The organism is Pseudomonas sp. QS1027, assembly GCF_002814235.1.
GTDB lineage: Bacteria > Pseudomonadota > Gammaproteobacteria > Pseudomonadales > Pseudomonadaceae > Aquipseudomonas.
The window spans coordinates 269,056-283,955 of record NZ_PHSU01000007.1 but is presented as its reverse complement, the minus strand read 5'-3'; the positions used below and the strand labels follow the sequence as shown (position 1 = coordinate 283,955).

The 14,900-nt window shown below is 63.0% G+C and carries 12 protein-coding genes; 4 read left to right on the top strand and 8 right to left on the bottom strand.

Translation table 11 applies throughout. From position 1 onward, the window contains the following. Positions 1-6: 6 nt before the first annotated feature. Positions 7-1,785, top strand: a complete 1,779-nt coding sequence (locus CWE01_RS08180) for an ATP-binding protein (RefSeq protein WP_100940019.1) — start codon at positions 7-9, stop codon at positions 1,783-1,785. A gap of 2 nt (positions 1,786-1,787) precedes the next feature. Here CWE01_RS08180 and CWE01_RS08175 read toward each other — a convergent pair whose 3' ends face one another. The 7 genes from CWE01_RS08175 to CWE01_RS08145 all read right to left on the bottom strand — a co-directional run bounded on the left by CWE01_RS08175 (position 1,788) and on the right by CWE01_RS08145 (position 9,405). Next, positions 1,788-3,401, bottom strand: a complete 1,614-nt coding sequence (locus tag CWE01_RS08175; protein ID WP_100940018.1) for an EAL domain-containing protein — start codon at positions 3,399-3,401, stop codon at positions 1,788-1,790. A gap of 76 nt (positions 3,402-3,477) precedes the next feature. Then, entirely contained in the window at positions 3,478-4,257 is a 780-nt protein-coding gene (locus CWE01_RS08170) for an N-acetylmuramoyl-L-alanine amidase (RefSeq protein ID WP_100940017.1), read from the bottom strand. A gap of 229 nt (positions 4,258-4,486) precedes the next feature. Further along, positions 4,487-6,721 carry a GGDEF domain-containing protein gene (locus tag CWE01_RS08165; RefSeq protein ID WP_100940016.1) on the bottom strand — a complete coding sequence of 745 codons (2,235 nt, stop codon included), beginning with the start codon at positions 6,719-6,721 and terminating at the stop codon, positions 4,487-4,489. A gap of 17 nt (positions 6,722-6,738) precedes the next feature. Then, the gene (locus CWE01_RS08160) at positions 6,739-7,599 is read right to left on the bottom strand and encodes an endonuclease/exonuclease/phosphatase family protein (RefSeq protein ID WP_177145579.1); all 861 of its coding nucleotides are present in this window, start codon (positions 7,597-7,599) and stop codon (positions 6,739-6,741) included. Between the two features lie 10 nt (positions 7,600-7,609). After that, a complete protein-coding gene (locus tag CWE01_RS08155) occupies positions 7,610-8,257 on the bottom strand; it encodes a thiol:disulfide interchange protein DsbA/DsbL (protein ID WP_100940015.1) in 648 nt (215 codons plus the stop codon). A gap of 206 nt (positions 8,258-8,463) precedes the next feature. Next, positions 8,464-9,069, bottom strand: coding sequence for a cytochrome c (locus tag CWE01_RS08150; protein WP_100940014.1), 606 nt, complete (start codon positions 9,067-9,069; stop codon positions 8,464-8,466). Between the two features lie 45 nt (positions 9,070-9,114). Then, positions 9,115-9,405 carry a cytochrome c5 family protein gene (locus CWE01_RS08145; RefSeq protein WP_100940013.1) on the bottom strand — a complete coding sequence of 97 codons (291 nt, stop codon included), beginning with the start codon at positions 9,403-9,405 and terminating at the stop codon, positions 9,115-9,117. Between the two features lie 189 nt (positions 9,406-9,594). On the opposite strand from CWE01_RS08145, the gene yihA reads away from it, so the two are divergent. Beyond that, positions 9,595-10,239 carry a ribosome biogenesis GTP-binding protein YihA/YsxC gene (gene yihA, locus CWE01_RS08140; RefSeq protein ID WP_100940012.1) on the top strand — a complete coding sequence of 215 codons (645 nt, stop codon included), beginning with the start codon at positions 9,595-9,597 and terminating at the stop codon, positions 10,237-10,239. Between the two features lie 432 nt (positions 10,240-10,671). Here the strand turns inward: yihA and polA are convergent, their stop codons facing one another. Beyond that, positions 10,672-13,491, bottom strand: a complete 2,820-nt coding sequence (gene polA, locus CWE01_RS08135) for a DNA polymerase I (protein ID WP_100940011.1) — start codon at positions 13,489-13,491, stop codon at positions 10,672-10,674. A gap of 74 nt (positions 13,492-13,565) precedes the next feature. On the opposite strand from polA, the gene CWE01_RS08130 reads away from it, so the two are divergent. Next, on the top strand, positions 13,566-13,856 hold the full coding sequence (locus tag CWE01_RS08130; protein WP_100940010.1) for a DUF2782 domain-containing protein: 291 nt from the start codon (positions 13,566-13,568) through the stop codon (positions 13,854-13,856). Positions 13,857-13,912: 56 nt separating this feature from the next. Further along, positions 13,913-14,863 (top strand): homoserine kinase, encoded by a 951-nt coding sequence (locus CWE01_RS08125; protein ID WP_100940009.1) that lies wholly within the window; start codon positions 13,913-13,915, stop codon positions 14,861-14,863. Positions 14,864-14,900: the final 37 nt, after the last annotated feature.

Sequence of the window (14,900 nt, the reverse complement as noted above, 5' to 3'; positions counted from 1 at the left end):
TCCACCATGAAGCTCACGATGAAGCTGCGCACCCGGCTCTTCCTGAGTATTTCGGCACTGATCACCGTTGCCTTGCTGGGCCTGATGCTGGGCCTGGTCAGCGTGATGCAGATGGCCAAGACCCAGGAGTCGCTGATCAGCGACAACTTCATCACCCTGGACCTGGGCCTCAAGCTGCGCCAGAGCCTGGGCGACCAGTTGCTCCTGATGCTCAGTGACAAGCCGGACCAGGCCGCGCTCGAAACCTCGCGCGAGCACTACCTGCAGTTGCTCCACGAAGGCATCGAACATGAGCAGAGCAACGACGTGCGCAGCGGTTTCGCCCAGGCGCGGATCGACTACGAAAAGTTCTTCCAGGCCTTCGCCCGTTCACGGGACGGTAGCGGCAGCATCGAGGAACTCACCAGCAGCTTCAATATCCTGCGCAACGGCCTGATCGCCGAGCACAAGCAGGCGCTGGACAACATCAGCGCCACGGAAAGCGACGCCCGCGAGCGGGCGCTGCTGGTGGCCGGGCTGCTGGGATTTGTCGGGCTGGCGGTGCTGATCATCGGCTTCATCACCGCCCACGGCATCGCCCGGCGCTTCGGCGCGCCGATCGAGGCCCTGGCCGAGGCGGCGGACCACATCGGCCAGGGCAACTTCGAAGTGACCCTGCCGATTTCCTCGGCCGTCGAGATGAACCTGCTGACCCGACGTTTCGGCATCATGGCCGAAGCCCTGCGCCAGCATCAGGCAACCAATATCGACGAATTGCTCGCCGGCCAGCAGCGCTTGCAGGCGGTGCTCGACAGCATCGACGACGGGCTGCTGATGATTGACCGCGAAGGCCGCCTGGAGCACCTCAATCCAGTGGCGCAACGGCAACTGGGCTGGGACGGCGATCGCCTCGGCCAAGGCCTTGGCGAGGCGCTGCAGCGGCCCGAACTGGACGAACAACTGCAATTGATCCTGCGCGGGGCGAGCCTGGAGCGGGCACCGGAAGACCTCGAGGTCGAGGTCGAAGGCGAGTCCCGCTTGCTGACCTACAGCCTGACTCCGGTCAGTCACACCGAAGGCCATATTCTCGGCGCGGTGATGGTGCTCCACGACGTCACCGAGCAGCGGGCCTTCGAGCGGGTGCGCAGCGAATTCGTCCTGCGCGCCTCCCACGAACTGCGCACACCGGTCACCGGCATGCACATGGCCTTCGGCCTTTTGCAGGAGCGCGTGCATTTCGACAGCGAATCGCGGGAAGCGGACCTGTTGAACACGGTCAATGAAGAAATGCAGCGGCTGATGCAATTGATCAACGACCTGCTGAATTTCTCCCGTTACCAGAACGGCCTGCAGAAGCTGACCCTGGTGCCCTGCGATATCGAGTCGCTGCTCGAAACCAGCCGCCTGCGCTATGCCGAACAGGCCCTGAACCAGGGCATCGACCTGCAAGTGGAGCTGCAGCCGCCCTTGCCGCGCCTGCCGGCCGATCAACCACAGCTGGAACGCGTGCTCGACAACCTGCTGGACAACGCCCTGCGCCATACCGCCCGGGGCGGGCAGATTCGCTTGCAGGCCCGGCGCCATGGCGAGCGGGTCATCATCAGCGTCGAAGACAACGGCGAGGGCATTGCCTACGGCCAACAGGGGCGGATCTTCGAACCCTTCGTCCAGGTCGGCCGCAAGAAAGGCGGTGCCGGCCTGGGCCTGGCCCTGTGCAAGGAGATCGTGCAACTGCACAGCGGGCGCATGGGCGTGTATTCGCGGCCGGGGCAGGGCACGCAGTTCTATATGGCGCTACCGCTCTAGCGCTAGGCTTCATCATCCAGGCGACGTGAGGCCAGGCGTCGGCCACGGGTGATCAACTCGACGAACTGCACCGCCGTCAGCGCCTGGGCGAACAGCCAACCCTGGCCGTAACTGACGCCTTCACTGCTGAGCAGCAGGGCCTGGTGCTCGTACTCGATACCTTCGGCGATCACCCGCAAGTGCAGCGCATGGGCCATGCGGATGATATGCGGCGCCACGCCACTGCTGGCGGCGTCATGGCCCAGGGCGTCGATAAAGGCCTTGTCGATCTTCAGGCAATCCACTGGCAGGGTTTGCAGATAGGCCAGGCTGCAATAGCCGGTGCCGAAGTCGTCAATCAGCACCTGGTGACCGACATCGCGCAGGGCCTGCAAATTGTCCCGGGCCACCACCACATCGATCAGACCGCGCTCGGTGACTTCGAAGGCGATCTGCCGGGCACTGACCCGGTGCACCCGCAACAGGTCGGCAATCACCTCGCCGATACGCGGCACCATCACATCGCAGGCCGCCAGGTTCACCGAGATGTACAGCTGTGGATTGGCCCGCAGCAGTTGACCCAACTGATCGAGCAGTCGTTGCAGGACAAAATCGGTGATCTGGCGGATCTGCCCGGTATTTTCCGCCAGGGGAATGAACAGGTCGGGGCTGGTCAGCGTGCCATCCGGCCGACGCCAGCGGATCAAGGCTTCGGCCCCCACGCAACGGCGGCTGCCGAGGTCGAAGATCGGTTGATACAAGACCTGGAACTCGCCGCGCCGCAGTGCACCTTGCAGTTCGCCGTTGAGCGACTGGCGCTGGCGGGCCAGTTGCAAGGTCAGGCCGCCGATGCAGAAGGCAATCAGCAGGCTCACCGAGAGCAGCCACCACCACAACGGGTCGATCGGCAGCGGCATGGTCGCGCGTGGGGCGACCATCACCAACTGGTATTCCGGGGTGCGGGTGGGCATGCGATAGATCAGTTCATTTGGCGTGATCAGCAGCGGGTCCTTGCCCTTGGCGGGCCAGCCGGGGGGCGGCCAGTCCTGCGCCGGCCCGAGCACCGGAATCGCCCGTCGGCCACGGTCGACCACCACCAGCAGGCTGGCCCCCGGCGGCAGTTCCACCACATCGCTCAAATGCCCACGGGAGGTGGACACCCGGAAGTGACCGCGCCCCAGCATCAGGGCGGCCAGGTTATCATTGGGCTGGGCCGAGGTATTGAGCCAATAGCTGTAGGTCGGTCCGCGGATATCCGGGACCCGGGAGGTCACGTGGGCCTCCTGGTTCGGCCAGTTGGAACAGGACTGGGTGCCGTCGACATAGAAGGCTTCGTAGATAAAACGGTAGTTGAAGCTCAGTTGCTGCAAGGTGCCGATCATCGCCGGACTGCAGTCCCGCAAGGGCTGGACCTCCAAGTAATCGAGCCCCTCGCGCAGTTGCCCGAAAAGCTGCTCCAGCCGCTCCAGGAAACGTTGCCCCTGGGCATTCATCTGTTCGCTTTCCTGCTGCCTGACCTGATGCATCACCACACCCAGGCTACCGGCCAATAACAGGGCGGCACTGAGCAGGGCCGCCAGCAATGCCAGCAACCAGGGACGATGGAACCAGGAGCGCAACGTCTGGCGAGCCGGCATCAGCGAATATCCGAAGACTTACCAATGAGTTATAGCAACAAATTGGCAACCCGGCGCTGACCGTCCGGCGCTGACGTTATTTTGACTCGTTGAGGACCTGGAGGATCGCCGCACTTTGCGCGTCCGGCATGCCGTCGAAACGGGCCGGGCGGAAGTGCATCTGGAAGGCCGCCAGGACATGGCGCGTGGCAACATCCCACTCACCCGTCTGCGGCGTGGCATAGCCCAGGCGCTTGAGCTGCTGCTGGAACCAGGTGGCGCTCGGCAGTTGTGCGGCGTAGGCGGCTTGCTGCCGGGCCACCGCCTGTTCGTCAGGCCATACACCAAGGCCTTCCGCGGCCAGGCGCTTCCAGGGCATCAGCGGTCCCGGGTCCTGTTTACGCAGCGGCGCGATATCGCTATGGCCGATCACGTTGCGCGGTTCGATGCGATTGCGTTTGACGATGTCCTTGAGCAGCACGACCAACGCCTGGATCTGGGCTTCGCTGTAGGGGTACCAGACGCGTCCGGTGGGCGTATCGCGGAAGCCAGGATTGACGATTTCAATGCCAATGGAGCTGGAGTTCAGCCAGGTGCGCCCCAGCCACTCGCTTTCCCCGGCGTGCCAGGCGCGCTGGCTCTCGTCCACCAGCTTGAAGACGGTGGCGTGGGGGTCGTCGCCGATCAGGTAATGACTGCTGACCTGGCCATGGGTCAGCAACCGCAGCGAGTTTTCCATGTTCGCCGAGGTGTAGTGCAGGATCACGAATTGCACGCGGTTGTCGTAGTTGACCGAAGGGTGGCTGGTGTCCATTCGCGGACCGCTGGTGCAGCCCGCCAGCAGCAGGATCGAAAGAAGGAGAGGAAGCAGTTTCATGGCAGCGGCAACAAACGAAGACAGTATCGTGACAGCATAACGTACTGGCGGGCACAGCAGCGCCCAATACACTGTTACCCGATGCAACCAGTCGTTGATCCTGGCCCGGCAATTTCGGTCAGCACGGTCACGGTAGGAACCGGCTTGCTGGCGATGGCGTCCGCAGGGTCAATGCAAGGCTTGCGGGCCTCATCGCCAGCAAGCCGGCTCCTACAGGATGGGCGCGCGCTCAGCCCTGCTCGACACGATTGCGCCCGGCATTCTTGGCCCGGTAAAGCGCTTCATCGGCTCTTTTCAATGCATGATCGCTGCGCTCGCCGGCCCTGAACGCCGACAAACCGACCGACACCGTGATCGTCACGCGCTCGCCCTTGAAGTGGAACGGGCAGGCCTCGATGGCCGCGCGCAAGCTTTCGGCCAATTTGAGCCCCGCCGTGATCGGAGTATTGGGCACCAGCAGGACGAACTCCTCGCCACCGAAACGGGCAATGAAGTCGCCGGGGCGCAGGCGCTTGCGCAACTCGCCGGCAATGATCTTCAACACCTTGTCGCCGGCCAGGTGGCCGTAGTTGTCGTTGATCCGCTTGAAGTGATCGAGATCGAGCATGGCGATCAGCAGGGTGTTGCCGTGCTGCTGCCACTGCTCGACCTCATGCTCCAGCCGCTCGCTCCAGGCCGCACGATTGGGCAGGCCGGTCAGCGGGTCGACCAGGGCTTTCTGGCGCTGCTCCTCGAGGTGATCACGATAACCCTGGGCCTCCTGCTCCATATGGGCCACACGCTCGGCCAGGCTTTGCAGGCGCACGGCGACTTCCTGCTCGCGGATATCACGTTGCTGCTGAGCCTGATCCATGGTGCCCAGCAAACCTTCGAGGCGGTTTTCCAGGACGTGCTTGAGGCTCTCCAGGTCCGCGGCGTCCTGCACGCTGCTTTGCAGCCCATCGACATGCTCGCGCAGTTGGCTGTGCAGCTCGTTCGCCGCCGTACGGCCTTCGGCATGGCCGGCACTGGCCGCCTGCAGGTTGCTCTGGAACGACTCGAGGCGTTCGTTGAGTTGTTTGAGGTATATCTGGAAGTCATGCTGGCCGCTGTCGTTGATCGCCAGCATCAACACCGCCAGGTCATCGAGGATCGGCAGCAATTCGTACCAGTTCAGCCCATGTTCGAGGCGATGGCGCATGGCCTCGGCGTGGGCCTGGTGGCGCTCGGGCAGGGTCAGGTCATTGAGCAGGCCCAGCAACGTCGACTCGATATGTTCGGCCACCGAGCTGTAGGACGGCTCCGGGGATTCGGGCAAGGCAAACAGCACATCCGGCTCGGGGTACTCCGGGTCGACGGCCGCCAGCGCTTCAGCCATCACCGGCGGTAACGGCAGGCTGTCGATAAACACCGTGGGCGCGGGATGGGGCGCAGGGGCCGGCGCTTCAGTCGGAGCGGCCGCCTTGACGACAGGCGCGGGCACTACGCTGGGATCGACAGCCAGTACCGGGGGTTGCTCAGCCACGCTCGCCATGGCCACCGATGACACTTCGGGCACCGGCACGGCGACAGCGGCCGACGGCTCCGGCTGCACAACCTGTGGCACATAGGCCACCGCCTCGACAGGCTTGGCCGCAGGGACCGGCTCGGGCTCGGTAGCGGATGGCGGCGCCGACAAAGGCACTTCGGGCTCGACGGGTGCTGTGGCCTCAACCGGAGCAACAGGGGCGGGCGCCGCCGCTGGCTCGACGGCAGGGGCCGCTACCGGTGCAGGTGCTGCGACTGCTGGCGCTACGGGTGCTGCGGGTGCGGGTGCGGGTGCGGGTGCGGGTGCATGAACAGCCTCCGGCACCTGAGCCTCGGAGTCACGCGCCATGGGTTCGGCCACGTGGGCCGGAACCTGTTCAGCCCCGGCAAGCGGAACCGGCGACTGACCCGGGGTGGTTTCTGGCGGACTCTCCTTGCCACCGAACAACCGTTGCAACAGACCGGGGCGACCCGGCTCGGCCGGATGCTCAAGCTGCGTCAGTGCCTGGCCTTGCAGGCCACTGAGCTCGCTGAGCAGCAACGGGATTTCTCGCGCCTGGCCGACACGCCCTTCAAGCTGCTTGGCGAAGTTCTTCAGCGGTCGTCTGACTTCACGGGGCAGCGGCAGGGATTGCAGTTGGGTCACCAAGGAGGTCAGCGCGGTGCTCACCTGTTCGGCACGGGTCTCGCGACGCTGTTCGGAGTCGAGCACGGCCTTTTCCAGACGCGGCAACAGGGCCGCCAGGGCCGCGTCCATATCGTCGCTGCGGACGATATCGCGCATTTCCTTCATGCACAGGTCAACCGCGCGGTCGGTCCCTTCCGCCGCCAGGGTGCTGCGTACCAGCCCACGGCGAAGCAGGTCCAGACGGGCGTCCCAGCGACGCTCGAGCTTTTCCTGTTGTTCGATGCTTTTAAGGTATTTCTCTTTCCAGCGTTCGACTTCTTCGCTGCTCATGCCGGCGTCCGCGAGATTTAGCTACTCAAGGCCGGCAACGTATCAGAACCGATGGAGCCTGGCAGGCGAATTTCGACGGCCACCGGCAAATGATCGGAAATAGGTTGGGCCAGCACCTCGACTCGCTCCAGCGTCAGGCTGGGGCTAAGCAGAATGTGGTCCAGGCAACGTTGTGGACGCCAACTGGGAAACGTGGCTTCCACCTGCGGTGCGAGCAAACCGAGGTCGCGTAAAGGCGAGTGTAGCAGCAGGTCGCTGGCCTGGGTGTTCATGTCGCCCATGAGCACCAGGTGCCGAAAACCGCCGATCAGCTCACGGATATAGGCCAGCTGCAGGGTACGCGCCCGCGCTCCCAGGGCCAGGTGCATCATCACCACCACCAAGGCTTCCGAGCCCTCGCCAAAGCGCACGAGAATGGCTCCGCGCCCGGCCGGTCCCGGCAAGGGATGATCCTCGATCGCCGAGGGCCGCAAACGGCTGAGCACGCCATTGCTGTGCTGGCCCAGGCGCCCGAGGTTGCGATTGAGTTGCTGGTACCAGTAGGGAAAGGCCCCGAGCTGGGCCAGGTGCTCGACCTGATTGACGTAGCCTGAACGCAGGCTGCCGCCATCGGCCTCCTGGAGCGCCACCAGGTCGAAATCGGCGAGCAGGCCGCCGATCTTCTGCAGGTTGTCCGCCCGCCCGGTGTGCGGCAACAGGTGTTGCCAGCCACGGGTCAGGTAATGTCGATAACGCTGGGTGCTGATGCCCACCTGGATATTGAAACTGAGCAGGCGCAGGCGGTTGTCCGCCGGCAGGCCGGTGCTCTCCAGGTGATGCTCGTTGACCTTGGGCTCATGCAGGCCAACAAGACGTTCCGTCCCCCAGCGCCCGATCACGGCGGCGGCCTTACTTGGCCGCCGTCATGGCAGCCCGCTCCTTGGCGATCAACTGGTCGGCGACATTCAGCGCGGCCTCAGGACCACCGGCGGTGCCGAGGTCGAAGCGGTATTTGCCGTTGACGATCATGGTCGGTACGCCACTGACTTCATACCGCTTGGCCAGATCACGATACTGGGCCATCTTGCCCTTCACGGCGAAGGAGTTGAAGGTTTCCAGGAACTTGGTCTTGTCTACGCCTTGGGTGGCGACAAAATCAGCCATGTCCTCAGGCTTGGTCAGCGGCTTGTGCTGCTTCTGGATAGCCTCAAACACCGCAGCGTGGACCTTATGCTCGACACCCATGGTTTCCAGGGTCACGAAGAGTTGGCCGTGAGCATCCCACGGGCCACCGAACAAGGCGGGAATACGCACGAAATTCACATCGCTGGGCAGCTTCTCGACCCAAGGGTTGATGGTCGGCTCAAACGCGTAGCAATGCGGGCAACCGTACCAGAACAGCTCGACCACCTCGATTTTGCCCGGCTCGGCAACCGGCACGTGGCTACTCAGTTCGACGTAGGTCTTGCCGGCCTCAAGTGGCACATCGGCGGCCTGGGCCGTCATGCCGAACAGGCTGGCGGTGACGAGTGCGGCGCTGAGAATCAGATTACGCATGCTTTGCTCCTGGACATGGAAAGTGGCCTCAGACGCGACCTGTAACTCAGACAGACCGGGGCGGGCTCTAGTTCGATAATTAGTGTAACGGCAGCGGCCACAAAAAAGGGCGGCCAAGGCCACCCTTTTATCGTTGCAGCAGCGGATTAATCGATCATTAACGTTGCCAAAGATGACAGTCCCCCGCGCGCCAGGCCGTCAGACCCTCAGTGCAGGCCCTGTACGTAGCTGGAAACGGCGTCGATATCCTTGTTGCTCATCTTCGCGGCGATGCTCTGCATGATCTTGGTATCGCCGTCGTTGGTGCGATTGCCTTCGCGGAAGTCGGTCAGCTGCTTGGCGATGTATTGCGCATGCTGGCCGCCCAGGTGCGGGAAGCCGGCTGCGGCGTTGCCCGCGCCATTGGGTGAATGGCAACCGATGCAGGACGGCATGCCCTGGTCCAGCTTGCCGCCGCGGAACAGCTCTTCGCCGTGGGCCACGACCTTGGGATCGGCGGCGCCGACGCTGCCTTGCTGGCTGGAAAAGTAGGCGGCGATATCGGACAGGTCCTGATCGCTCAGGTTGGTCAGCAGGCCGGTCATTTCCAGCACCGTGCGCTTGCCCGACTTGATATCCTGCATCTGCTTGGTCAAATAGCGTTCGCCCTGGCCGGCGAGTTTCGGAAAGTTGGGGGCCATGCTGTTGCCGTCGGGCCCATGGCAGGCTCCGCAGACAGCGGCCTTGGCCTGACCGGCCTTGGCATCGCCGGCGGCCTGGGCCAGGCCTGTGATCCCCAGGGTCAACAGCAGACTCACGATCAGTTTGTTCATCAGCTAATCCAACTACGGCTAAGGGTTAAGAGTTATGGACCGGGCTTACTCGCTCATCCACTGGATGATGCTTCGGTAATCCTCGGTACTGCAGTCCATGCACAAACCACGCGGCGGCATCGCCTTGAAACCCTGGGTCACGTGCTGCACCAGCGTCTCCATACCTTGCGCCAATCTTGGCTTCCAGGCCGTCTGGTCACCCTTTTGAGGGGCCATCGGCAGCTGTCCGGCATGGCAGGCACCACAAACACGGTTGTACACGGCCTCCGGATCCTGTGTAGCCTGCGCGCTGTAAAGCGGCATCAAGAGTCCGGCGGCCAGCAGCCATTGGGTCATAAATGACCTTCTCAGGGTTGGGGACGTACCGCGTTCTGGTGCGCGGTCTAGGTCTATCGCCCCCGTGGGCCTTATCCTATGCAGGGACAAAGCACACACAAAATCTGCGGCATTATATACTGGCGCTACTGAAACGGAAATGACACTGCTGCCGCGTCCATCCCCGGCACCGCCCATATCGGAAATCCCATGCAACTCAAGAACCCCATTCTCGGCCTGTGCCAACAGTCCACCTTCATGCTCAGCGCCGCCAAAGTCGACCAGTGCCCGGACGACGAAGGTTTTGAAGTGGCCTTTGCCGGCCGTTCCAATGCCGGCAAATCCAGCGCCCTCAACACCCTGACCCATGCGAGCCTGGCGCGCACCTCGAAAACCCCGGGTCGCACACAGCTATTGAACTTCTTCAAGCTAGACGATGATCGGCGTCTGGTCGACCTGCCGGGCTACGGATATGCAAAAGTTCCGATTCCGCTGAAGCTGCACTGGCAGCGTCACCTGGAAGCGTACCTGGGTGGCCGGGAGAGTTTGAAGGGTCTGATCCTGATGATGGACATCCGCCATCCGATGACCGACTTCGACCTGTTGATGCTCGATTGGGCGGTGGCCAGCGGCATGCCGATGCACATCCTGCTGACCAAGGCCGACAAGCTGACCTACGGCGCGGCGAAGAACACCTTGCTCAAGGTCCAGGCGGAAATCCGCAAGGGCTGGGGTGATGCCATCAGCATCCAGCTGTTCTCGGCGCCCAAGCGCCAGGGCCTGGAAGAGGCCTACACTGTATTGGCGAACTGGATGGAATTGGCGGACAAGGGCGCAGAAGCGGCGGCGGAATAAGGCTCTTTTTGCTTTTGAGGCCCGACAGACGGACACCAAACTGTCTGTGGTGCGCTCAGGCAAGGCAAAAGCGCGGCGTGAAAGGCGAAGTTTACTGGCTGTAAATGAGTCTTTCGCGCCGCGCTTTTAACGCAGCATGAGCGTGCCACAGCCAGTTTGGGGGCAAAAAAAACCCCGGACTTCGTATGGGGAGGGGAAGTTCGGGGTCCAAGTTCCGAACCGCTAGGGCGGCGTCCGGAATATCTGCCAACACTTAACACAACATAGGAGCATCGAAGGGCTTCACCAGCCATTCAGTAACTCTGAGTGCCGTTTTGCCGATTTAGTTCCAAAAATTTTCAAAAACTATTTGGCATAAGTGGCTGGCATCTTTGAACTAATGGCCTTTCGATGTTGTTTTGCCGCGACGTCATGTCGCGGCAAATGGCGGGCTCAGTGCGCCTCATCCCAGTTATCGCCCACACCCACGTCCACCAGCAACGGCACATCCAGTTGCACCGCGCCGCTCATATGGACGCGGATCTTCTCGCTGACCTCTTCCACCAGATCTTCGCGCACCTCCAGCACCAGTTCATCGTGCACCTGGAGGATGACCCGGGCATCCAGGCCGGATTCGCAAAGCCAGTTATCCACCGCCACCATGGCCTTCTTGATGATGTCCGCGGCCGTGCCCTGCATCGGCGCGTTGATCGCCGTGCGCTCGGCACCGGCGCGCTCCTGGGGCCGGTTGGAGTGGATCTCCGGCAGGTACAGCCGACGCCCGAACAGGGTTTCCACATAACCCTGCTCCGAAGCCTGGCCGCGGGTGCGCTCCATGTATTCGCGAACCCCCGGGTAGCGGGCGAAATACACGTCGATGTAGGCCTTGGCGGTCTTGGTGTCGACGCCGATATCCTTGCCCAGCTTCTGTGCGCCCATGCCATAGATCAGGCCGAAGTTGATGGCCTTGGCACTGCGGCGCTGGTTGGACGTGACCTCGCCCAACTCGACCTTGAACACTTCCGCCGCCGTCGCCGTGTGCACGTCGAGGTTGTGGCGGAAGGCATTGAGCAAGCCTTCGTCCTTGGACAAGTGGGCCATGATCCGCAGTTCGATCTGCGAATAGTCCGCCGCCAGCAGCTTGTAGCCTTTGGGCGCGACGAACGCCTGGCGAATCCGCCGGCCTTCGGCGGTGCGCACCGGGATGTTCTGCAGGTTCGGATCGCTGGAGGACAACCGCCCGGTGGCCGCCACTGCCTGGTGATAGGAGGTGTGGATACGCCCGGTGCGCGGATTGATCTGCTCCGGCAGGCGATCGGTGTAGGTGCTTTTCAGCTTGCTCATGGAGCGGTACTGCATCAGCACCTTGGGCAACGGATAGTCGTCCTCGGCCAGCTTGGCCAGCACTTCTTCGGCCGTGGACGCCTGCCCCTTGCCGGTCTTCTTCAGCACCGGCAGGCCGAGTTTCTCGTAGAGAATCGCCCCCAACTGCTTGGGCGAACCGAGATTGAACTCTTCGCCGGCGATCACGAACGCCTCGCGCTCCAGCTCCACCATCTTCTTGCCCAACTCGATGCTCTGCACCCCGAGCAACGCCGCATCCACCAGCGCGCCCTGGCGCTCGATCCGCGCCAGCACCGGCACCAGCGGCATTTCGATATCGGTCAGCACGCTGAGCAGGCTCGGCACGGCGGCCAGTTGCTCATGCAGGGCCAGGTGCAGGCGCAAGGTCACGTCGGCGTCTTCGGCGGCATACGGCCCGGCCTGCTCCAGGGCGATCTGGTCGAAGGTCAGCTGCTTGGCGCCCTTGCCGGCGATGTCCTGGAAGCTGACGGTGTCGTAGTCGAGGTACTTCTTCGCCAGGCTGTCCATATCGTGCCGAGTTGCCGTGGCATTGAGCACGTAGGACTCGAGCATGGTATCGAAGGCGATGCCACGCACCGTGATGCCGCACGCCGGGTCACCGCCGATGGCGCAGTTGGCGAGGATATTCATGTCGAACTTGGCGTGCTGGCCGACCTTGAGCTTTTCCGGGTCTTCCAGCAGCGGCTTCAAGGCTCGCAGCACGCTGTCACGGTCCAGTTGCTGCGGCACATCGAGATAGGCATGGGTCAGCGGTACATAGGCGGCTTCATTGGCTTGCACGGCAAAGGAAACCCCGACCAGTTGCGCCTGTTGCGCGTCGATCCCGGTGGTTTCGGTGTCGAAGGCGAAGAGCTTGGCGCCCTTGAGCTTCTCCAGCCAGGCATCGAAGCGGGCCTGGTCGAGGATGGTTTCGTACTGTGGCTCGCTGGGGGCCTCGGCCACTGGCGGGCCGGCATCCGCCGGTTCGCCGTCGAAGAGCCCGGTGCTGTCGGCCACAGGCGCCGCCGCGGCGGCCAGCTCGGCGCGCTTGGCTTCACGCTGCAACTCGTCGATCCAGCTCTTGAACTCCAGCTCGGCATACAGCTCGGCGAGCTTTTCCCGATCCGGCTCGCCCAGGTGCAGGTCGTCGAGGCCGATCTCCAGCGGCACATCGACCTTGATGGTGGCCAGCCGGTAGGACAGGAAGGCCATGTCCTTGTGCTCGAGCAACTTGGCCGGCAAGGTCTTGGCCCCGCGAATCGGCAGGTTCGGCACCTGGTCGAGCTGCTCGTAGAGTTCTTTCAAACCACCGTTGACCCCCACCAGCAGCGCCACGGCGGTTTTCTCGCCGACACCCTTGACCCCGGGAATGTTGTCGGAAGAGTCGCCCATCAGCGCCAGCAGATCGATGATCTGCTCGGGAGCGACGCCAAACTTCGCCTTCACGCCCTCCACGTCCATGGACGTTTCGTTCATGGTATTGACCAGGGTAATGTGCCCGTCGACCAGTTGCGCCATGTCCTTGTCACCGGTGGAAATCACCACCGGGCGGTCGGCGGCCGCGCTGCTGCGGGCCAGGGTACCGATCACATCGTCGGCTTCCACGCCTTCCACGCACAGCAACGGAAAGCCCATGGCCCGCACGCTGGCATGCAGCGGCTCGATCTGCACGCGCATGTCATCGGGCATGCTCGGGCGGTTGGCTTTGTAGTCGGCGTACATTTCATCGCGAAAGGTCCCGCCCTTGGCGTCGAAGACCACCGCGAACGGGCTTTGCGGATACTGTTTGCGCAGGCTTCTGAGCATGTTCAGCACGCCCTTGACCGCCCCGGTGGGCAACCCCTTGGACGTGGTGAGCGGCGGCATCGCGTGGAAGGCGCGATACAGGTAAGAAGAACCGTCCACCAGGACGAGAGGAGCTTGGCTCATGAGTACGATCAACCTTTTCGGCGGGTGCGGCGGTAGAATAGCCGGACCGTTGACGACAAAGGGACAAGGTTATCATGCGTAAACTCAATCGCCTGTTATTGGGCGGCCTGCTTGCACTCTCGCCGTTGGCCGTCATGGCCGCGTCGGATGCACCGGTAGCCGATCCAGAAGTGACGATCCACACGGAAGGGGACAAAACGATCCAGGAATACCGGCAAAATGGCTTTCTGTATGCCATAAAGGTCACCCCCAAAGGTGGCAAGCCTTACTTCCTGGTGCGTGCCGACGGTACTGATGCAAACTTCATCCGCTCGGACCAACCGGATATGCTGATTCCGGCATGGAAGATCCTTGAGTGGAAGTGAGCCCTTAACTTTAATCGGCGCCGCCCTGGGCGGCGCCCGTACTGGCAGTTTTAACCATGTCTGTGTTCACCCCCCTGGCTCGGCCTGAGCTGGAAACCTTTCTCGCCCCTTACGGGCTCGGTCGTCTGCTCGACTTCCAGGGAATTGCCGCCGGCAGTGAAAACACCAACTTCTTCATCAGCCTGGAGAAGGGCGAGTACGTCCTGACCCTGGTTGAACGCGGACCGGTGCAGGAAATGCCGTTCTTCATCGAACTGCTCGACGTGCTGCACGACGCCGACCTGCCAGTGCCCTATGCCTTGCGCACCACCGACGGCCAGGCCCTGCGCGAACTGGCCGGCAAGCCGGCATTGCTGCAACCGCGGCTGGCCGGCAAGCACATCAAGGTCGCCAACGCCCAGCACTGTGCGCAAGTCGGCGAGTTGCTCGGCCACCTGCACCTGGCGACCCGCAACCATATTATCGAGCGCAAGACCGATCGCGGCCTGGACTGGATGCTCGAAGAGGGCGAAAAGCTCAAGTCGCATCTGGGCGACGAGGCGCGCGGCTTGCTGCAAGCGGCGCTGGAAGAGATTGGGCGGTACAAGGCGCAGATCCTCGCGCTGCCAAGGGCCAACCTGCACGCCGACCTGTTCCGCGACAACGCGATGTTCGAAGGCACCCACCTGACCGGGTTGATCGACTTCTACAACGCCTGTTCCGGGCCGATGCTCTACGACGTGGCGATTGCCTTGAACGACTGGTGTTCGGATGAGGCCGGGGTGCTCGATGGGCAACGGGCCCGGGCGCTGCTGGGGGCTTATGCCGGTCTGCGGCCGTTCACCGCGGGTGAAGCCGAACTGTGGCCGACGATGTTGCGGGTGGGCTGCGTGCGCTTCTGGCTGTCGCGCCTGATTGCCGCCGAGTCCTTTGCCGGGCAGGACGTGCTGATCCACGATCCGATGGAATTCCAGCTTCGCCTGGCGCAGCGCCAGCAGGTCAGCTGCTCGTTGCCGTTCGCGCTCTAAAGCGAACCCAAGCCTTTGTAGGGCTTGCTGGCGATGG